General features: G+C 70.3%; 15 protein-coding genes. 13 read left to right on the top strand and 2 right to left on the bottom strand.

From position 1 onward, the window contains the following. Positions 1-15: 15 nt before the first annotated feature. The 3 genes from OG266_RS04860 to OG266_RS04850 are packed head-to-tail and all read left to right on the top strand — an operon-like array spanning position 16 to position 6,328. Complete coding sequence (locus OG266_RS04860; RefSeq protein WP_371543113.1) at positions 16-1,251, top strand: glycosyl hydrolase; 1,236 nt, start codon at positions 16-18, stop codon at positions 1,249-1,251. Positions 1,252-1,280: 29 nt separating this feature from the next. After that, complete coding sequence (locus OG266_RS04855) at positions 1,281-3,281, top strand: endo-beta-N-acetylglucosaminidase (RefSeq protein WP_371543110.1); 2,001 nt, start codon at positions 1,281-1,283, stop codon at positions 3,279-3,281. Between the two features lie 29 nt (positions 3,282-3,310). Then, positions 3,311-6,328, top strand: a complete 3,018-nt coding sequence (locus OG266_RS04850; protein WP_371543107.1) for an alpha-mannosidase — start codon at positions 3,311-3,313, stop codon at positions 6,326-6,328. An 8-nt stretch (positions 6,329-6,336) separates the two neighbouring features. On the opposite strand, the gene OG266_RS04845 is transcribed toward OG266_RS04850, so the two are convergent. Beyond that, complete coding sequence (locus OG266_RS04845; protein ID WP_266472402.1) at positions 6,337-7,038, bottom strand: FadR/GntR family transcriptional regulator; 702 nt, start codon at positions 7,036-7,038, stop codon at positions 6,337-6,339. 198 nt (positions 7,039-7,236) lie between these two features. Here OG266_RS04845 and OG266_RS04840 point away from each other — a divergent pair, with 198 nt between their 5' ends. The 8 genes from OG266_RS04840 to OG266_RS04805 all read left to right on the top strand — a co-directional run bounded on the left by OG266_RS04840 (position 7,237) and on the right by OG266_RS04805 (position 15,187). Continuing rightward, positions 7,237-8,310, top strand: coding sequence for a sugar ABC transporter substrate-binding protein (locus OG266_RS04840; RefSeq protein ID WP_266472400.1), 1,074 nt, complete (start codon positions 7,237-7,239; stop codon positions 8,308-8,310). Then, entirely contained in the window at positions 8,310-9,803 is a 1,494-nt protein-coding gene (locus OG266_RS04835) for a sugar ABC transporter ATP-binding protein (RefSeq protein ID WP_329544036.1), read from the top strand. The genes OG266_RS04840 and OG266_RS04835 overlap by 1 nt, the downstream gene beginning before the upstream one ends. Beyond that, positions 9,796-10,830, top strand: a complete 1,035-nt coding sequence (locus tag OG266_RS04830; protein WP_266472396.1) for an ABC transporter permease — start codon at positions 9,796-9,798, stop codon at positions 10,828-10,830. The genes OG266_RS04835 and OG266_RS04830 overlap by 8 nt, the downstream gene beginning before the upstream one ends. Positions 10,831-10,946: 116 nt before the next feature. Continuing rightward, the gene (locus OG266_RS04825; RefSeq protein WP_371543102.1) at positions 10,947-12,302 is read left to right on the top strand and encodes an L-fuconate dehydratase; all 1,356 of its coding nucleotides are present in this window, start codon (positions 10,947-10,949) and stop codon (positions 12,300-12,302) included. Next, positions 12,299-13,054 (top strand): SDR family NAD(P)-dependent oxidoreductase, encoded by a 756-nt coding sequence (locus OG266_RS04820; RefSeq protein WP_371543100.1) that lies wholly within the window; start codon positions 12,299-12,301, stop codon positions 13,052-13,054. Before OG266_RS04825 ends, OG266_RS04820 begins: the two co-directional genes overlap by 4 nt. Beyond that, a complete protein-coding gene (locus OG266_RS04815; protein WP_371543097.1) occupies positions 13,051-14,040 on the top strand; it encodes an aldo/keto reductase in 990 nt (329 codons plus the stop codon). Before OG266_RS04820 ends, OG266_RS04815 begins: the two co-directional genes overlap by 4 nt. After that, a complete protein-coding gene (locus OG266_RS04810) occupies positions 14,037-14,351 on the top strand; it encodes an L-rhamnose mutarotase (protein ID WP_266472387.1) in 315 nt (104 codons plus the stop codon). The genes OG266_RS04815 and OG266_RS04810 overlap by 4 nt, the downstream gene beginning before the upstream one ends. After that, positions 14,348-15,187, top strand: a complete 840-nt coding sequence (locus OG266_RS04805; RefSeq protein ID WP_371543095.1) for an amidohydrolase — start codon at positions 14,348-14,350, stop codon at positions 15,185-15,187. The genes OG266_RS04810 and OG266_RS04805 overlap by 4 nt, the downstream gene beginning before the upstream one ends. An 11-nt stretch (positions 15,188-15,198) precedes the next feature. Here OG266_RS04805 and OG266_RS04800 read toward each other — a convergent pair whose 3' ends face one another. Further along, positions 15,199-16,620 (bottom strand): lipase maturation factor family protein, encoded by a 1,422-nt coding sequence (locus tag OG266_RS04800; protein WP_266472383.1) that lies wholly within the window; start codon positions 16,618-16,620, stop codon positions 15,199-15,201. A gap of 118 nt (positions 16,621-16,738) precedes the next feature. Between OG266_RS04800 and OG266_RS04795 the strand changes: the two genes are divergently transcribed. After that, on the top strand, positions 16,739-18,055 hold the full coding sequence (locus OG266_RS04795; protein ID WP_371543093.1) for a DUF6777 domain-containing protein: 1,317 nt from the start codon (positions 16,739-16,741) through the stop codon (positions 18,053-18,055). A gap of 84 nt (positions 18,056-18,139) precedes the next feature. After that, the gene (locus OG266_RS04790) at positions 18,140-20,215 is read left to right on the top strand and encodes a SpoIIE family protein phosphatase (protein ID WP_371543090.1); all 2,076 of its coding nucleotides are present in this window, start codon (positions 18,140-18,142) and stop codon (positions 20,213-20,215) included. Positions 20,216-20,258 lie beyond the last annotated feature (43 nt).

The following is a 20,258-nucleotide window of genomic DNA, read 5'->3' as shown; positions in this document are numbered from 1 at the left end:
GAATCAGGATTCTGCATGCCTCGTGCCATGCGCTTCGGCGTCAACTACACCCCGAGCGAAGGGTGGTTCCACCACTGGCTCGACTTCGACCTCGACGCCGTACGCGCCGACCTGGACTCGATCGCCGCGCTCGGCCTGGACCACATCCGTGTCTTCCCGCTGTGGCCCTACTTCCAGCCGAACCGCACCCTGATCCGCCCACGCGCCGTGGAGCAGCTCGTCGCGCTCGCCGACGCCGCCGCTGAACGCGGGCTCGACGTCAACGTGGACGGTCTGCAAGGGCACTTGTCGAGCTTCGACTTCCTGCCCGCGTGGACGCAGACCTGGCACCGGCGGAACATCTTCACCGACCCGGACGTGGTCGAGGGCGAGGCGGAGTACCTGCGGGTGCTCGCCGCCGCGCTCGCCGACCGGCCGAACTTCATCGGCATGACCATCGGCAACGAGGTCAACCAGTTCGCCGCGGGACCGCATCCCGACCCCGATCGCATCACGCCGGACGAGGCAGGGGCGTGGCTCCGGCGGCTGCTCGCCGCCTGCGAGGAGGGCGCGCCCGGCAAGCTCCATCTGCATGCCTCGTACGACGCCGCCTGGTACCAGGACGACCAGCCGTTCACGCCCGAGCACTCCGCCCGGCTCGGCGCGGTCACCGCCGTGCACTCCTGGGTGTTCAACGGCACGGCCCAGCGCCACGGCCGTACGGGCGTCGCCACCGAACACCACGCCGCGTACCTCATCGAGCTGTCCAAGGCCTGGGCGGACGACCCGCACCGACCGGTGTGGCTCCAGGAAGTCGGCGCGCCCGCCCCGCTGATCCCGGCCGGGCACGCGGCCGCGTTCACCGAGGCGACCGTCGTGAACGCCCTCGACTGCCCCGACGTCTGGGGCGTCACCTGGTGGTGCTCGCACGACGTCAGCCGCGACCTCGCCGACTTTCCCGAACTCGAGTACAGCCTCGGCCTGTTGACCAACGACAGGCAGGTCAAGCCCGCGGGCCGGACCATCAAGCGGATCATCGAGGAGCGGCGTGTGTACGCACCCGCACCCCGGACCACGGCCCTAGTGGTCGAGACCACTCCGGGCCGCCGTTCGGTCTGCGCACCGGGTGGGCAGGTCTTCGAGGCCTTCGCCCGGCTGACCGCCGACGGAGCCCGCCCCACCACCGTTCTCGCGAGCCGCGCCGACGACAAGGAACACCTCGCGGCCCGTGGCATCACCGAAGTCGTCACACCCGATCAGGTCACCGAGTAGCCCGTCCCCACGACCATACGGAGCACACAGTGAACCTCAACAGACGTACCGTCCTGCTCGCCGGAGCCGGAGCAGCTGCGGGACTCGTCCCCGGCCTCTCCGGTACGGCGGTCGCGGCCGCCCGCGACCTCCAGCCGTACGCCTCCTACTGGTACCCCGACTCGCTGCCCGCCGGCACCCCGGGCACCGGTATCACCTGGCGCAGCCTCAAGACCTGGAGCGCCGCGAGCGACGCCGACCTGGCGTTCAACGCCTCGTCCGTGCCACTCGCCGCGCGCTTCACACCGACCCCGGCGAACACGACCGCCCGCTCCGGCCAGGCTCGCATCCAGTCCCTCGTCTCCTTCGGCCCCACGGCGAGCAACCCCTCGCAGGGCGCGGCCACCGCCGACTACTACGCGCTCACCCACTGGTCGTACGTCGACGAACTCATCTTCTGGGGCGGCTCGTCGGGCGAGGGCCTGATCCTCGCCCCGAACGCACCCATCGTGGACGCCGCCCACCGCCACGGGGTGCCGGTCCTCGGCAACATCTTCCTGCCGCCGGTCGCGTACGGCGGGCAGCTCCAGTGGACTCGCGACCTGGTCCAGAAGGACGCCGCCGGGCACTACCCGCTGGCGGCCCAACTCGTCGCGGTGGCCGAGGCGTACGGGTTCGACGGCTGGTTCGTGAACCCCGAGACGAGCGGCGGGAACGCCGCGCTCGCCACCGACATGCTCGGCTTCCTGAAGGAGCTCAAGGCGCTCGGCACGGCGAAGGGCCAGCGCGTCACCTGGTACGACTCGATGACCGTCGGCGGCTCGGTGAGCTGGCAGGGCGCGCTGAACAGCCAGAACCAGACCTTCTTCCAGTCCGCCGACTCCATGTTCATCGACTTCCGCTGGTCGCTGAGCACCCTGGCTTCATCGGGGACGCTGGCCCAGCAACTCGGGCGCAGCCGCTACGAGTTGTGGGCGGGCGTCGATGTGGAGGCCAGCGGCACGAGCAAGGTCGTCAACTGGAACGCCATCGTGCCGACCACCGCGGCCCATGTCACCTCCATCGGCTTCTATCGGCCCGAGTGGACCCGCAACCACCTGCCCGCGAGCCGCACACCTGGCGACTTCCACGCCTCCGACGACCTGTTCTGGACCGGCGCCACCCTCGACCCGTCCAAGCCCAACACGACGGCCAGTTGGCGCGCCCCGGCCGTCTCCGTCGCCGACCGCTCGACCGTCACCTCCGTGCCCTTCGCGACGGTCTTCAACACCGGCCACGGCCTGAAGTGGTACGAGAACGGCGCGGCCACCTCGGGCGCCGCCTGGAACCATCTCGGTCTCCAGGACCGGCTGCCGTCCCGCCGCTGGGTCGTGCGGACAACGGGCCAACGCCCGGCCGTCACCTTCGACTTCGCGGACGCCTGGCGCGGCGGCAGCAGCCTCCTCGTCGACGGCGCCCTCGACGCCCCGGCCACGCTGGACCTGTACTCGACGCGGCTGCCGCTGGGCGCGGACACGGTGGTCGAACTGACCCACCGCGCCGACACCGGCGGTGTTCAGGTCGAGCTGGCCGTCGCCACCGCCGAGCCGGGCACGGCGAGAGGGGCGCCCCCGTACACGTACTTCCCGCTGAGCACGGGCTCCGGCTGGGTGACCTCGACCGTGCGGCTGACAGGGCTGTCGGGGGAGATACGCGCCCTGGGCGTCCGGCTCACCGCCACCAGTGGCCCGGTGCGCTGGCGGCTGGGCGGGCTCGCCGTCCGGGATGCGGTGGTGACCCCCGCCGCGCCCACCGGCCTGCGCGTCACGGACGCCGACGGAGGCAGCCTGCGCTTCGCCTGGGACGGCGCCCCCGGTCCCGTACGCCACTACGAGCTGTACCGGACGTTCTCCGACGGCACGCGCCGCTTCCTCGGCGGCACCTGCCAGAGCGCCTTCTACGTCGGAGGCCTCGTCCCCGAGCAGGGAGAGACCGCCGCACGGTTCGAACTGCGCTCGGTGGGGGAGCTGTTCACCGTCTCGACCGCCAGTACGACCACGCACACCTGGTAGCCCGCACCCACACCCCACGGAGCACTCTCATGCATGACGACCGCACCCTGGTCGAACGCCGCCTCAAGCGCGTCCTCGACGAGCGCATTCGCCCCGCCGTGTACCCCGAGTCCGTGCCGCTGGAGGTGGCGGTCTGGCACGCGCCGGGCGAGCCGGTTCCGGTGGCGGAAGGACTCGCCGCCCGGACGGAGCCGATCGAGGCGGGCGCACGCTGGGGTGCTCCGTGGGGCACCAGCTGGTTCCGCGTCACCGGGACCGTTCCGCAGGCGTGGGCCGGGAAGACCGTCGAGGCGCTCCTCGACCTCGGCTTCGACGAGAACATGCCCGGCTTCCAGTGCGAGGGGCTCGTCTACCGGCCCGACGGGACCCCGGTGAAGGGCCTGAACCCGCGCAACCAGTGGGTCCGCATCGGCGCCCCGGTCGAGGGCGGCGAGGAGGTCAGGCTGCACATCGAGGCCGCCTCCAACCCGGTCATCCTCGACTACCACCCCTTCCTGCCCACGCAGTTGGGCGACAAGGAGACGGCGGGCAGCGAGCCGCAGTACAAGCTGGAGCGGATGGACCTAGCCGTCTTCGACGAGACCGTGTGGCACCTCGTCCTCGACCTGGAGGTGCTCGGCGAGCTGATGGCCGAACTGCCAGTGGAGTCCGCCCGGCGCTGGGACATCCTGCGGGCGGTGGACCGGGCGCTCGACGCGGTCGACCTCCAGGACGTCAACGGCACGGCGGACGCGGCACGTTCACGGCTCGCCGGGGTGCTGGCCGAGCCCGCCGTGCCCTCCGCGCACCGCATCAGCGCCGTCGGGCACGCGCACATCGACTCGGCATGGCTGTGGCCGCTGCGCGAGACGGTCCGCAAGGTGGCCCGGACGACCTCCAACATGACCGCCCTCATCGAGGACGAGCCGGACTTCATCTTCGCCATGTCGCAGGCCCAGCAGTGGGCCTGGGTGAAGGAGCACCGCCCCGAGGTGTGGGCGAAGGTCAAGAAGGCCGTCGCCGACGGGCGGTTCGTGCCCGCGGGCGGAATGTGGGTCGAGTCGGACACGAACATGCCGGGCTCGGAGGCGATGGCCCGTCAGTTCGTGCACGGGAAGCGGTTCTTCCTCGACGAGTTCGGCATCGAGAACGACGAGGCCTGGCTGCCCGACACCTTCGGCTTCGCCGCCGGGCTGCCGCAGATCATCAAGGCGGCCGGCTCCAAGTGGCTGCTGACGCAGAAGATCTCCTGGTCGCAGACCAACAAGTTCCCCCACCACACCTTCCAGTGGGAAGGCATCGACGGCACCCGCATCTTCACGCACTTCCCGCCCGTCGACACCTACAACTGCTCGATGAAGGGCAGCGAGATCGCCCACGCGGCGAGCAACTTCAAGGACAAGGGCGTCGCCCGGCACTCCCTCGCCCCCACCGGCTGGGGCGACGGAGGCGGCGGCACGACGCGGGAGATGATCGCGAAGGCGGCGCGGCTGAAGGACCTCGAAGGCTCCGCGACGGTGACGTGGGAGACGCCCGGGGAGTTCTTCCAGAAGGCGGAGGCCGAGTACCCCAACGCCCCCGTGTGGGTCGGCGAGTTGTACCTCGAACTCCACCGCGCCACGCTCACCAGCCAGGCGAAGACCAAGCAGGGCAACCGGCGCAGCGAACACCTCCTGCGCGAGGCCGAACTGTGGGCGGCGACAGCAGCCGTACGGACCGGATCCCCCTATCCGTACGAGGAGTTGGACCGCATCTGGAAGACGGTCCTGCTCCACCAGTTCCACGACATCCTGCCCGGCTCCTCCATCGCCTGGGTGCACCGGGAGGCCCGCGCCACCTACGAGCGCCTCGCCGGCGAGCTGAACGCGATCATCGACGCGGCCCAGCGCGCCCTGGCGGGCGAGGGCGCGGCGGCCCTCGTCTTCAACTCGGCGCCGCACCACCGTGACGGCGTCCCGGCGGGCGGCGCGCGGACCCCGGCAATCGACGGCAGCACCGCACTCGCGCCCCGCGTCGACGGCGGATTCGTCCTCGACAACGGGCTGTTGCGGGTCGAAATCGACGCGCGGGGTCTCGTCGTATCGGCGTACGACATCCAAGCCGAGCGCGAGACGGTCGCGCCCGGTCAGGCGGCGAACCTGCTCCAGCTCCACCCCGACTTCCCGAACATGTGGGACGCCTGGGACGTCGACGAGTTCTACCGCAACACGGTCACCGACCTGGTCGACGCGGAAGAGGTCGTGCCCGGTGACGACGGCGTGTCGGTCCGGATCGTACGGTCCTTCGGCGCGTCGCGGGTCACCCAGGTGCTGTCCCTCGCACCGGGGGAGCGGCGGCTCGGCATCGACACCGAGGTCGACTGGCAGGAGACGGAGAAGTTCCTGAAGCTGGCCTTCCCGCTCGATGTGCACGCCGAAAGGTACGCGTCCGAAACGCAGTTCGGGCACTTCTACCGGCCCACGCACACCAACACGAGCTGGGAGGCGGCCAAGTTCGAGGCGTGCAACCACCGGTTCGTGCACATCGAGGAACCCGGGTGGGGCGTCGCACTCGTCAACGACTCGACGTACGGGCACGACGTGACCCGTACCGTCCGCGACACCGACTCCGGTACGACCACCACCGTGCGCGTCTCGCTGCTCCGGGCCCCGCGCTTCCCCGACCCCGAGACCGACCAGGGCGTCCACCGCTTCCGGCACGCTCTGGTGCCCGGCGCTGGGATCGGGGACGCCGTGCGCGAGGGCTGGCGGATCAATCTGCCGGAGCGGCGCCTGACCGGCTCCCAGGAGGTCGCGCCACTGGTGACCCTCGACCAGGACGCCGTCGTCGTGACGGCGCTCAAACTGGCCGACGACGGCAGCGGTGACGTGATCGTCCGCTTCCACGAGTCACGCGGCGCTCGTACGCGCGCCACGCTGACGACGGGCTTCGAGGTTGCCGGAGTGACGGTGACCGACCTGCTGGAACGGCCGTTGGCGGACGCGGCGGCACCCGGGCACGACGGCGACCGGATCACCCTGCGGCTGCGTGCCTTCGAGCTGGTGACCCTACGGTTGACGCGAGCCTGAGCAACCTGTCATGACGTGAGCTGGGAGCGTAGCCACTGCTCCACCTCACCCACGTGCGCGGCGGCGGCCGCCCTGGCCGCCTCCGGGTCGTGCGCGACGAGCGCCCGGTGAATCGCCGCGTGTTCGCGCCGCGTGCGTTCGAAGGCACCCTCCTCCTGGTAGCCGCGCCAGACCCGGGCGCGGAAGGTGCGCGAGGAGAGGCCCTCCAGGATGGCCGCCATCGTCTCGTTGCCGGCCGCGCCCGCGATGGCGCGGTGGAAGGCGAGGTCGTGCGAGAGGATCTCCTCCGGATCGTCCGTCGCGTTCATCGCCGCCAGGTGCTTCTCCACGTCGGCGAGCTGGTCCTCGGTGATCCGGGCGGCGGCCAGCGCGGTCGCCGTCGACTCCAGGATCCGGCGGATCTCCAGCAGCTCGACCAGCCGGGGGCCCCGGGACAGATCGGCCACCACACCGAAGGTCTCCAGGAGGTCCCCGGCCTCCAGCTGCGTGACGTAGATGCCCGAACCGTGCCGCGCCTCCAGAACGCCGAGGACGGTGAGCGCACGGATCGCCTCGCGCATCGAGCTGCGGGACATGCCCAGCTGCGCGGCGAGATCACGCTCGGTGGGCAGCCGCTGCCCCGGCTCCAGACTGCCCTCGCCGATCATCGCCTTGATCCGCTCGATGGCGCGCTGCGTCACGGTGCCCTTCTGCGGGGCGGGCTCGTCCACGCGATTTCCTCCTGTTGCCGGATGCGCCGCAGTCTAACCAGGCAAGTGGTCGGACCACTACGGCTCGAAACCGTGAAAATTTGGCGTCGAGGGGTGTTGTGACCCCGAAGTGGTCTGATAAATATTCGTCGCGGCGGCTGGAAGAGGGACCCTCCGGCCACGCGTCCTGCTCGATCTCGCTCAATGAGGAGCCGTCAGATGGCCGGCAGAACTGTGCGTAACAGGCGAAACTCGTCGCGAGCGGTGCGTGCGGCGGCTGCGGCCGCGTGCGCCACCCTCGTGCTCGGGGCTTGCGGCAGCACCAAGGACACCGTCGCCTCCGGCGACGGAGCAGGCGACGGCACCGGCAAGGTCGGGGTGATCCTGCCCCTGCTGACCTCGCCGTTCTGGCAGTCGTACAACGACTATGTGCCGAAGATGGCGGAGTCCGAGGGCGTGAACGCGCTCAAGACCGTCAACTCCAACAGTGACCCGTCGCAGCAGATCACCGACATCAACAACCAGCTCAACCAGGGCGTGAAGGGCATCGTCGTGGCCCCCCTCGACAGCGCCGCGATCGCCGCGGGCCTGGACCAGGCCGAGCGCAAGGGCGTCCCCGTGGTCGCCGTCGACGTGGCGCCCGAGAAGGGCAAGGTCGCCATGGTCGTACGCGCCAACAACGTGGCGTACGGCGAGAAGGCCTGCGACTACCTCGGCGAGCAGGTCAAGTCCGGCAAGGTCGTGCAGATCATGGGCGATCTGGCGTCCGTCAACGGCCGTGACCGCTCGGAGGCCTTCCGCTCCTGCGTGAAGGAGAAGTACCCGAAGCTCTCGGTCCTGGAGATACCGGCGAAGTGGGAGTCCGACACCGCGGCCTCCAAGCTGGACACCCTCCTGAACGCCAACCCCGACATCAAGGGCATCTACATGCAGGCGGGCGGCGTCTACCTGGCGCCCACCCTGCAGACCCTCAAGTCCAAGGGAATGCTGAAGACGGTCGGCCAGGCGGGCCACATCACGATCGTCTCGAACGACGGTATCCCGCAGGAGTACGACGCCATCCGCAAGGGCCAGATAGACGCCACCGTCTCGCAGCCCGCCGACCTGTACGCCAAGTACGGCATGTACTACATCAAGGCGGCGATGCAGGGGAAGACCTTCAAGCCCGGCCCGACCGACCACGACTCCGAGATCGTCAAGCTGCCCAGCGGGATCCTCGAGGACCAGCTGCCCGCGCCGCTGGTGACCAAGGACAACGTGGACGACGCCTCACTCTGGGGCAACACGGTCTGATGAGTACACCACTGGTGGAGGCACGGGGGGTGGCCAAGCGGTACGGCCCCACCGTCGCCCTCCAAGACGGCCAACTCACTGTCCTCCCCGGTGAGTCGCATGCTCTCGTCGGCCGCAACGGCGCGGGCAAGTCCACCCTCGTCACCATCCTCACCGGCCTCCAGGCCCCCGACGAGGGCACGGTCCGCTTCGACGGCGAGCCGGCGCCCGCGCTCGCCGACCGCGACGCCTGGCGCCGCAAGGTGGCCTGTGTCTACCAGAAGCCCACCGTCGTACCGGAGTTGACGGTCGCCGAGAACCTCTTCATCAACCGTCAGCCGACGGGCCGCGGCGGCCTCATCAGCTGGCGCAGGCTGAGGTCCGAGGCGGCGGAGGTCCTGGAGACCTGGGACGTGCACGTCGACCCGGAGGCGCGCACGGCCGACCTCAAGGTCGAGGACCGCCAAATGGTGGAGATCGCACGGGCGTTGAGCTTCGGCGCCCGCTTCATTGTTCTCGACGAGCCGACCGCGCAGCTCGACAACCGCGAGATCGAGCGGCTCTTCACCCGCATGCGCGCACTCCAGGACTCCGGCGTCACCTTCCTGTTCATCTCGCACCACCTTCAGGAGGTGTACGAGGTGTGCCAGACGGTGACGGTCCTGCGCGACGCCCGCTGGATCACCACCGCGCCGGTCGCCGAACTCCCGCGCCCGGCACTGGTGGAGGCCATGGCGGGCGAGGCGATCGCCGAGAAGTCCGTGCAGATCAGGAAGACGGACCGTGAGGCGCCGGTCGTCCTCGACGCCAAGGGGCTCACATCGGAGTCGTACGAGAGTGTCGATCTGACTGTCCGCAGCGGTGAGGTCGTCGGCCTCGCCGGCTCCAGCGGCAGCGGGAAGATCGAGCTGGCCGAGTCCTTCGCCGGACTGCACACACCGACCGGCGGAAGCGCTCAACTCGACGGCAAGGGGCTCCCGTTCGGTGACGTGCAGGCCACACTCAAGGCGGGCGTCGGCTTCGTCCCGCGCGACCGGCACGACCAGGGACTCGTCTCCGGGATGAGCATCGGCGACAACGCCACCATGACCGTCCTGAACCGTCTCGGCCGCTACGGCTTCATCGGCACCGACCGCAAACGCGGCTTCGCCACCGAGCTGATCGACCGCCTCGACATCCACACCGAGGGCCCCGAGCAGCCTGTCTCCGACCTCTCCGGAGGCAACGCGCAGAAGGTCGTCATGGCCCGCGCGCTCGCCTCCGACCCGCGCCTTCTCGTCCTCATCAACCCCACCGCGGGCGTCGACGTGAAGTCCAAGGAGTCCCTGTTGTCCCGCATGGACAGCGCCCGCGAGGACGGCACCGCCGTGCTCGTCGTCTCCGACGAACTCGACGACCTGCGCCGCTGCGACCGGGTCCTCGTCCTCTTCCACGGCCGTGTCGTCGCCGAGCATCCGGCGGGCTGGCACGACCACGAGCTGATCGCCTCCATCGAAGGAGTGGACCATGGCTGACACGAAGGCCCCGTCGGCCTCGACCGCCACCCCCGTACGCGTGCCCGACCCCCGCGCAGCCAAGACGGTAATGCTCCGCCGGGCCCGCGAACTCGCCCTCGTTCCCGCCCTGTTGCTGCTCGTCATCCTCGGCGCGTTCGTCAACGACTCCTTCCTCACCGAGCGCAACCTGATCTCCATCCTGGGCGCCTCCGCAGCGCTCGCCATGGTGGTGCTCGCCGAGTCGCTCGTCCTCATCACCGGCAAGTTCGACCTGTCCCTCGAGTCGGTCGTCGGCATCGCGCCGGCCGTCGGCGCGCTCCTTGTGCTGCCCGCCGCGCAGTCCGGCTGGGGCACGGAGTTCCCCGCCGTGTTCGCCCTCCTCGCGATCCTCGTGGTGGGCGGGGTCGTCGGCGCCTTCAACGGCATCCTGGTCGTGAAGTTCAAGCTCAACGCCTTCATCGTCACCCTCGCGATGCTGATCGTCCTGCGCGGGCTGCTGGTCGGCGCCACCGAGGGCAAGACGCTCTTCGGGATGCCCGACTCGTTCTTCTCGCTGGCCACCACCACGTTCCTGAGCATCCCGATGTCCGTGTGGCTGGCCGCCGTGGCCTTCGGTGTCGCGGGCCTGATCCTCAAGTACCACCGCATCGGCCGCGCCCTGTACGCCATCGGCGGCAACGCGGACGCGGCCCGGGCGGCCGGTATCCGGGTCGAACGCGTGATGCTCGGCGTCTTCGTCGTCGCGGGAGTCCTCGCCGCCGCCGGCGGGATCATGCAGACCGGCTATGTGGGCGCGATCAGCGCCAACCAGGGCAACAACATGATCTTCACGGTGTTCGCGGCCGCGGTCATCGGCGGTATCAGCCTCGACGGCGGCAAGGGCACCATGTTCGGCGCCCTCACCGGTGTCCTGCTGCTCGGCGTCGTACAGAACCTGCTCACGCTCGCCCAGGTGCCGTCCTTCTGGATCCAGGCCATCTACGGCGGAATCATCCTGGTCGCCCTGATGATCGCCCGCGTCACCACGGGCCGCGCCCAGGACTGACGCGCCCAGGACTGACGCGCCCAGGACTGACACCCCCAGGACTGAACCCCCCAGGACTGACGCCTAGGCCCCGCACGGCCACCGAGGATCCCCTGCCACCGATCGAAAGGCCTTCCGTGTCCCCGACCCCCGCCCGCATCACCGCGGTCGACACCTACGACATCCGTTTCCCCACCTCGCGGGAGCTCGACGGCTCCGACGCGATGAACCCGGACCCCGACTATTCGGCGGCGTACGTCGTGCTGCGCAGCGACGCGGCCGACGGCGTCGAGGGGCACGGCTTCACCTTCACCATCGGGCGGGGCAATGATGTCCAGGTCGCCGCGATCGACGCGCTGCGCGGGCATGTGATCGGACGGTCCGTCGACGAGCTGTGCGCCGACCCGGGCTCCCTCGGCCGCGACCTGATCGGCGACAGTCAGCTTCGCTGGCTCGGCCCCGAGAAAGGCGTGATGCACATGGCGATCGGCGCCGTCATCAACGCCGTATGGGATCTGGCGGCCAAGCGCGCGGACAAGCCGCTGTGGCAGCTGCTCGCCGACGCCGAACCCGAATGGCTGGTACGGCAGGTCGACTTCCGCTACATCACGGACGCGCTCACTCCCGAAGAGGCGCTGGATCTGCTGCGGCGCGGAAAGCAGGGCGCCCAGGACCGGCAGGCCCGGCTCGTCGAGCGGGGCTTCCCCGCCTACACCACCTCACCCGGCTGGCTCGGCTACAGCGACGAGAAGCTCACCCGCCTCGCCGCCGAGGCCGTCGCCGACGGCTTCACCCAGATCAAGCTGAAGGTCGGCGCGGACCTGACGGACGACGTACGCCGCTGCCGAGTCGCCCGTTCCGTGGTCGGCCCGGACATCCGCATCGCGATCGACGCCAACCAGCGCTGGAACGTCGACGAGGCCATCGCCTGGACCAAGGCGCTCGCGGAGTTCGAGCCCTACTGGATCGAGGAGCCGACCAGCCCCGACGACGTCCTCGGCCACGCCGCCATCCGCAAGGCCGTCGCACCGGTCAAGGTCGCCACCGGCGAGCACGTCCAGAACCGCATCATCTTCAAGCAGCTCCTCCAGGCCGGTGCCATCGACGTCCTCCAGATCGACGCGGCCCGGGTCGGCGGCGTCAACGAGAACCTCGCCATCCTGCTCCTCGCCGCGAAGTTCGGCGTGCCGGTCTGCCCGCACGCGGGCGGCGTCGGCCTGTGCGAACTCGTCCAGCACCTCTCCATGTTCGACTTCGTCGCGCTCTCCGGCACCACCGAGGACCGGGTCATCGAGTACGTCGACCATCTGCACGACCACTTCCTCGCCCCGGTGGTGATACGCGAGGGTCACTACACGGCACCCACCGCACCGGGCTTCTCGGCCACCATGCGGCCCGAGTCCATCGCGGAGTTCACCTTCCCCGACGGCACCTTCTGGGCCGCCGACCTCGCCGAGCAGTCACTCACCGATCCGAAGGGAGCAGCGGCATGACGGACTTCGAGGGGCTCAAGGCGCTTGTCACGGGCGGGGCCTCCGGCATCGGCCGGGCCACCGCCGACCTCCTGGCCGCCCGAGGAGCCCAGGTCGCGGTCCTCGACCTGGACCTGTCGTCCGTGGAGAAGCCGCTCCTCGGCTATCGCGCCGACGTCACCGACGACGCGTCCGTGCGCGAGGCGGTGGCCGCCGCCGTCGCCGAACTCGGCGGACTCGACGTCCTGGTCAACAACGCGGGCATTGGCGCCGCGGGTACCGTCGAGGACAACGAGGACGAGCAGTGGCACCGGGTCCTGGACGTCAACGTCGTCGGCATGGTCCGTACGGCGCGCGCGGCCCTGCCCCATCTGCGCGCCTCCGAGCACGCGGCGATCGTGAACACCTGCTCCATCGCCGCCACCGCCGGACTCCCGCAACGCGCCCTGTACTCCGCCTCGAAGGGCGCTGTCCTCTCCCTCTCCCTCGCCATGGCCGCCGACCACATCCGCGAGGGCATCCGCGTCAACTGCGTCAACCCCGGTACGGCGGACACCCCATGGGTCGGCCGACTCCTCGACGCGGCCACCGACCCCGCCGCCGAACGCGCCGCGCTGGAGGCCCGCCAGCCCAGCGGCCGCCTCGTCTCCGCGGCCGAAGTCGCAGGCGCCATCGCCTACTTGGCGAGCCCGCTGTCCGGCGCCACCACCGGTACGGCCCTCGCCGTCGACGGCGGCATGCAGGGGCTGCGGCTGCGTCCGGCGGGCCAGTGAGCACCCTCGGGAAGAGCGGCGTCGAGGTCAGCCCCCTGTCCTTCGGCGCCGCCGGCATAGGCAACCTGTTCACGGCGGTCCCCGACGAGCAGGCGCAGAAGGCCCTCGACGCCGCCTGGTCGGGCGGCATCCGCTACTTCGACACGGCCCCGCACTACGGCCTCGGCCTCTCCGAGCGACGCCTCGGCGCGGCCCTGCGCGACCGCCCACGCTCCGAGTACGCCGTCTCCACCAAGGTGGGCCGACGTCTGGAGCCCACGGACGGCGCTGACGGCGACGACCTGGCGGACGGTTTCGCCGTGCCCGCCACCCACCGTCGTGTCTGGGACTTCAGCGCGGACGGCATACGGCGCAGCCTGGACGCCAGCCTCGAACGGCTCGGCCTCGACCGCGTGGACGCCGTCTACCTCCACGACCCGGACGACCACGCCGAGCAGGCCTTCCGCGAGGCCTACCCGGCCCTGGAGAAGCTGCGCGCGGAAGGCGTCGTGGGCGCGATCGGCGCGGGCATGAACCAGACCGAGATGCTGACCCGCTTCCTGCGTGACACGGACGTCGACGTCGTGCTCTGCGCAGGCCGGTACACGCTGCTCGACCACCGGGCACTGACCGATCTGCTTCCGGTGGCACAGGAACGCGGAAGGTCGGTCGTCATCGGCGGCGCCTTCAACTCCGGCCTGCTCGCCGACCCGAAACCGGGAGCGACGTACAACTACGCCGCAGCTCCACCCGAGTTGCTGAACCGCGCCCTGCGCCTCAAGGCCATCGCCGAGCGGCACGGCACGACCCCGCGGGCCGCAGCCCTGGCCTTCCCGGCCGCCCACCCGGCCGTCGCGAGCGTCCTCGTCGGCGCCCGCTCATCGCACGAAGTCCAGGACTGCGCCGAGCAGTTCGCGACACCGGTGCCCGCGGCCTTCTGGCAGGAACTGCGCGCGGAAGGCCTGCTGCCCTCCGACGCGCCTGTACCCGTACAGGAGCCGTCATGAGAGTCGCCCTGCACACCAAGGTCCGCGCGGACCGCATCGTCGAGTACGAAGCCGCCCATCTCAAGGTCCCCGCCGAACTGACCACCGCGATCCGCGCCGCCGGAGCCACCTCCTGGACGATCTGGCGCAGCGGCACCGACCTCTTCCACCTCCTGGAGTGCGAGGACTACGGGAAGATGCTCGCCGAGTTGGAGAAACTGCCGGTCAACATCGCCTGGCAGGCCAGAATGACGCAGCTCCTCGATGTCGTGCACGACTATTCCGGCGAGGGCGCCGAAGCGAGCCTGCCCGTTGTATGGGAGCTGCCATGACCATCGACGCCCACCATCACGTCTGGGACCTCTCCGTCCGGGACCAGGACTGGATCACCGGACCCGAACTCCAGTCCTTGAGGCGGAACTTCACCGTCGCAGACCTCGAACCGGAGGCGCGGGCCGCCGGTGTCGACCGCACCGTCCTCGTGCAGACGATCACCGTGGCCGCGGAGACCCCGGAGTTCCTCGCCCTCGCGGCGGAGAGCGAGCTGATCGGGGGAGTGGTGGGGTGGACCGACCTGACCGCGCCCGAGGTCGCCGACGAGCTCGCGCGGCTGCGGGAGCTGCCGGGCGGCCGGTACCTCAAGGGCATTCGCCATCAGGTCCAGGGTGAGCCCGACCCCGAGTGGCTGCTGCGTCCGGACGTACGGCGGGGACTCGCCGCCGTAGCGGAGGCGGGGCTCGTCTACGACCTGATCGTCCAGCCCCACCAACTGCCGTCCGCCGCCGCAGCAGCGGCAGCCCTGCCCGAACTCACCTTCGTGCTCGACCACTTGGGCAAGCCGCCCATCGTCGCCGGAGACCTCGAACCCTGGGCGTCCGGCGTCCGTGCCCTTGCCGCCCTGCCCAACACGGTGTGCAAGCTCTCGGGCATGGTGACGGAGGCGGACCTGGGGAAGTGGACCGTCGATGACCTGCGCCCGTACGCCGACACGGTCCTGGAGGCCTTCGGTCCCAGCCGCCTGATGTTCGGCTCCGACTGGCCGGTGTGCACGCTGGCGGCGACCTACGGTCAAGTGGCCGAGTCCACGCGGGAGTTGACCGCAGGTCTCGGTGACGACGAGCGCGATCAGGTCTTCGAGGGCACCGCCACCCGCGTCTACCGCCTCTGAGCCACAGACGTCTACCGCCTCTGAGTCAGGGAGTCGAGCCGCGTAGGCGGCAGAAAATCGCGCACATACGTCCGGTGCCAGCACGCACCCGTCTCCCGCAGCTCGCGCCAGGTCGTGTAGCGGTAGCGGTAGAGGCGGGCGCGGATGTAGCGGGGCGGGCTGTCGGCGGGGAACGGGGAGCGGCGCAGCAGTCGTAGCGTGTCTCGGTCGTTCTCCAGGAGCCGCTCCACCAGACCCGCGAACCAGGATTCGGCGTACGCGGGGGAGAGCGCCGCGAACCACATCATCCAGTCGAGGCGCAGATGGTACGGCGCGAACTGGCGCGGCCAGTACCGCGGATCGCCCGGCTTGCCCTTGAACTCGTACTCCCGCCAGTCCGAGTCCTCCCGAGGCGGGTCGTCCGCGGTGCCCTCGACGATCACCTCGTGGCGCAGCCGGCTGACGCTGCCGAACGCCCCGTAGGTGTTCACCAGATGGAGCGGGTCGAAGGAGCAGTTCATGACCTGTCGCCGGGAGAGCATGTTGCGGACCGGGCGGTAGCTGAGGGCCAGCAGCGCCGTGGCCACGGCGAGGACCACGACCTCGTACCAGATCGGTGTCCCGGACACGTCCGGTGCGGTGGTGGGGAGTTCGACCGCCGACAGGGCCAGCACGATCGTGATCCAGTTCAGCCAGGAGAAGTTGCCCGACAGGACCAGCCACAGCTGGGTGAGGATCATCAGCGAGGCGGCGGCCGTGGCGATCGGCTGCGGGGTGAACAGCAGGACGGGAAGGGCGAGTTGGGTGAAGTGGTTGGCGGCCACCTCGACACGGTGGAAGGGCTTGGGGAGATGGTGGAAGAACCAGCTCAGCGGGCCCGGCATCGGCTGGGTCTCGTGGTGGAAGTACAGGCAGGTCAGCTTCCGCCAGCACGCGTCGCCCCGCATCTTGATCAGCCCGGCGCCGAACTCGACGCGGAACAGCACCCAGCGCAGCAGGAAGAGGACGACGATCGGCGGGGCCACCTCGTCGTTGCCGAGGAAGACGGCGAGGAAACCCACCTCCAGGAGCAGTGACTCCCAGCCGAACGAGTACCAGGTCTGGCCCACGTTGACGATGGACAGATAGAGCACCCACGGGACCAGCCACAGCAACATGCCGCCCCACAGCGGCAGTAGTGAGTCCATTCCGGCGATCAGCGCCACCGACACCGCGCAGCCCGCCCAGGACCAGACCGCGAAGAAGCGGTCCGAGTAGTGCAGTTGGAACACGCTCGGCGCCCGGCGGAACGGCACCCGTGCCACGAAGCGGGGGACCGGCAGCATCCCGCGCTCCCCGATCAGCGCGCGGAACTGCAGCGCCGCGCCCAGGAACGCGACGAGGTACACCACGGCGAGCGCCCGCTGGAAGACCAGCCGGCTCAGCCAGTACTCGGGTGCCGTGAACCACTCCACGCCGCACCACCCCTCTCCCTCCCATTGTGACGCTCGGTGACCTTCCTCCGCTTGCGTGGTCCAAGTGGGTGACGCAGACAATGGTGGACGAATTGCCCGGGATGGACGGGAGAGCGCGGTGCACACACCCACCAGAACCCTCGTCACGGCCTGCGCGCTCTCGGCGGCTTTCCTTGTCGCCGGGTGCGGTGGGGACGACGGCGACAAGGACCAGACGTCCGGCGGATCCAGCGGTGAGCTGTTCCTCGAGCCCATCGCGGCTCAGGGCTCCGGCCCCTTCACGGACTCCACCGCCGCCTCCACCGCGACCCCGCCCCCCGTCACCCGAACGCAGCAACCGACGCCCACCGGCGGCGCCTCCGCCACGCAGGGCGCGCGCAAGCTCTCGGGCTCCACGCCGGGCCTCTACGGCGGCGTCCACTCCGCCGGGAGCTGCGACGTCGAGAAACAGATCGGCCTCCTCACCGCGGACCGGGCCAGAGCCCGCGCGTTCGCGCAGGTCACCGGCGTCTCGCAGGCCTCGGTCCCGAGCTTTCTGCGGGGTCTCACCTCGGTCGTGCTGCGTGCGGACACACAGGTCACGAACCACGAGTTCAGCGATGGCCGGGCGACCGGCCACCAGTCGGTCCTTCAGGCGGGTACCGCCGTCCTCGTCGACAACCGCGGGGTGCCCCGCGTCCGCTGCGCCTGCGGAAACCCGCTGAAGCCGCCCGTCGAGTCCAAGGGGGCAGCGGGCACCCGCGGGCAGGCCTGGTCCGGATACCGGCCCAGCGAGGTCGTCGTCGTGACCCCGGCGACCACGGTGATCACCAACATCACGATCATCAACATCGTCGACAACACCTGGATCGAGCGACGGATCGGCGACGACGGCCACCACCACGACCACGTCGTACCGCCGCAGGACGACTGGACACGGTCCCCGGACCCCGAGGATTCCTCCTCGGGCGCCCACCCGAGGGAGGACGGCACCTGGCCGGACGAGTCGGCGTCCGACTGCGTGACGCCGACGGTGACCGTGACACCGGGGGAGACCGAGAGCGCTCCGGGCGATCCGGCCGACCGCGCTCCGGTCGAGCCCTCGGACTGTGCCACGGCCACCGTCACCGCCCCGCCCACGACGGATCCCGGGAGCACGCTGACGCCCTCGGACGAGAGCACCACTCCGGAGTCGGGGACGGACGCAGGCACGATCACGCCCGATCAGTCCACCCCCGATCTCCCCTCGGCGCCCGAGGACCTCTCCACGCCGGAGGAACCCTCCACCCCCGACGAACCCTCGTTCCCCCTCGACTCGACCACATCGACCGAGGAAGTCGGCCCGGAAACCGTCCCGGAAAGCCCGGACCTGCCGGACGGCGGTGGTCTGATCCCCGACGACCCGACCACGTCGGACAGCATCTTCGACGCCGCGACCGACATGTCCGGCAGTTGAGAGCCCGCCCGGCCGTGGAGCCCGGCATCGGGCTCCACGGAGGCCGGAGTCGAATAATCGTGCAAATCCTGGCAAAGTGGCCCCATGGTTGATCGGGGAGCGAGCGCCCTGTCACTCCCGGACGACTGGCCCGCCCACCCGGATCCGATCCTGGCGCTCAACCGCATGGGCAGCTTCGACTGGGACCTGGACTCCGGTCTGTTCCAGATGGACGCCCAGGCCCACGAGGTCTTCGACGTGCACCCCGAGGAATACGACGGGCACCCGGAGACCCTGGCCATGCGCGTGCCCCCGCCCGAGGCCATACGCCTCGACACCCTGGTCTCCCAGGCGCTCAAGGACGGCAGCGAGAACTACGGCGCCTACTTCCGCATCCGCTGCAGAGACGGCACGCTGCGCTGGACCCACACCCAGGGCTACATCCGCCGCGACGAGACCGGCAGGCCCCGCCGGATCATCGGCATCGTGCGCGACGCGACGCAGGAGCTGAACGAGCGCGCGGCGCGCCGTGAGCAGGCCGCCCATTTCCAGGCCAGGCGCCAGCAGACGAGCGTCGTGCAGCTCACCACGGCGGCACTCGCCCACGCCCGCACCGTCCAGGACGTCATCGACGTCCTGGAGGACACCCACGGCCTCACCCACCTCGGCGCGACGAGCCTGGTCATGGGCCTGGTGGAGGCCGGCCGCATCAATATGGTCGCCGCGGGGCCCCAGGACAGCTATGTGCCGGGCACCCGGATCACGCGCATCGACGCCCAGTACCCGATGAACGAGGTCGTACGGACCCTGGTGCCGCACTTCATCGAGTCGCCGGAGGAGTTCGCCGAGGCGTATCCCCTGCTGTGGCCGCACATCACCGACCTGAAGATCACCTCGGCCGCGTATCTGCCGCTCATCGTGCAGGCCCGGCCCATCGGCGCGATCGGCCTGCTCTACAACGACCGGCACGGCTTCTCGGAGGAGGACCGCAACGTCCTCCTCGCGCTCGGCAGCAGCATCGCGCAGAGCCTCCAACGGGCCATGTTCTACGAGCAGGAGAAGGACCTCGCCAAGGGCCTCCAGCAGGCCATGCTGCCGCGCTCCATCCCCAGCGTGCCCGGCGCCGACATCGCCGTCCGCTACCGCTCCGCCTCCCTCGGCAGGGACATCGGCGGCGACTGGTACGACGTGATCCCGCTGCCCGGCGGCCGCGTCGGCGCCGTCATCGGCGACGTACAGGGCCATGACACGCACGCCGCCGCCGTCATGGGCCAGCTGCGCATCGTGCTGCGCGCCTACGCCGCCGAGGGCCACACCCCCGCCACCGTGATGGCCCGCGCCTCCGTCTTCCTGAAGGAACTCGACACCGAACGCTTTGCGACCTGCCTGTACGCGGAGGCCGATCTGTCCACCGGCGTCGTCCAGCTGGTCAGGGCCGGCCACATGGACCCCCTGGTCCGGCAGCCCGACGGCACCTGCCGACGACAGCCCGTGGAAGGGGGCTTGCCGCTGGGCCTGTCCGCCGACTTCGGGCGCCTCGAGTACCCGGTCAGCACCTTCGAGCTGGACCCCGGCCAGACGCTGATGCTGTACACCGACGGCCTGGTCGAGCAGCCCGGCATCTCCCTCGGCGAAGGCGTGCGCACCCTCAGGGAGCTCGTCAGCACCGGCCCGGACGACGTCCACGACCTTGCCGACCGGCTCATCGAGGTGGCCGAGGACCGCGGTGGCGACGACGACGTCGCGCTGCTGCTCCTGCGCCGCCGCGGCCTCACCACCCACCAGACCGGCGGCAGACTCCAGCAGCATGTCGCGGCCGGCGACCCCGAGGCGCTCGCCGCGGCCCGGCACATGATCCGCGCCGCCGTCGACGCCTGGGGCGCAGGGGAGCGTGCCGACGAGATCGAGCTGGTCGCCGACGAAATGATCACCAACGCCCTGCTGCACACCGAGGGCTCCGCCGTCGTCACCCTGCGCGTCCTGACCGGCTCCGACCGCAGACTGCGCGCCGAGGTCGAGGACTCCTCCAGCGCCCTGCCGCGCCGCCGCGAGGCCGGGGAGTCCGGTGTCTCGGGCCGCGGCCTCCTTCTCGTCGACCGGCTCACCGATGTCTGGGGCGTGGAGGCCCGCGGTGGCGGCAAAGTCGTGTGGTGCGAGTTCATCGTTCCGGAACGGGACTGACCACCGGTCCACATCGTGTCGTCGGCACCTGGTGGCACTCTGG

This window comes from Streptomyces sp. NBC_00554, assembly GCF_041431135.1.
Classification (GTDB): domain Bacteria; phylum Actinomycetota; class Actinomycetes; order Streptomycetales; family Streptomycetaceae; genus Streptomyces.
Note: the sequence above shows the minus strand (reverse complement) of the source record. Positions and strands in the feature narration are given on the sequence as shown.

Excerpts from the sequence above, each read along its gene's own strand:
- OG266_RS04860 (WP_371543113.1), top strand. The coding sequence starts at position 16 with ATGCCTCGTGCCATGCGCTTCGGCGTCAACTACACCCCGAGCGAAGGG.
- OG266_RS04820 (WP_371543100.1), top strand. The coding sequence starts at position 12,299 with ATGACGGACTTCGAGGGGCTCAAGGCGCTTGTCACGGGCGGGGCCTCC.
- OG266_RS04805 (WP_371543095.1), top strand. The coding sequence starts at position 14,348 with ATGACCATCGACGCCCACCATCACGTCTGGGACCTCTCCGTCCGGGAC.
- OG266_RS04790 (WP_371543090.1), top strand. The coding sequence starts at position 18,140 with ATGGTTGATCGGGGAGCGAGCGCCCTGTCACTCCCGGACGACTGGCCC.
- OG266_RS04835 (WP_329544036.1), top strand. The coding sequence starts at position 8,310 with ATGAGTACACCACTGGTGGAGGCACGGGGGGTGGCCAAGCGGTACGGC.
- OG266_RS04830 (WP_266472396.1), top strand. The coding sequence starts at position 9,796 with ATGGCTGACACGAAGGCCCCGTCGGCCTCGACCGCCACCCCCGTACGC.
- OG266_RS04840 (WP_266472400.1), top strand. The coding sequence starts at position 7,237 with ATGGCCGGCAGAACTGTGCGTAACAGGCGAAACTCGTCGCGAGCGGTG.
- OG266_RS04850 (WP_371543107.1), top strand. The coding sequence starts at position 3,311 with ATGCATGACGACCGCACCCTGGTCGAACGCCGCCTCAAGCGCGTCCTC.
- OG266_RS04810 (WP_266472387.1), top strand. The coding sequence starts at position 14,037 with ATGAGAGTCGCCCTGCACACCAAGGTCCGCGCGGACCGCATCGTCGAG.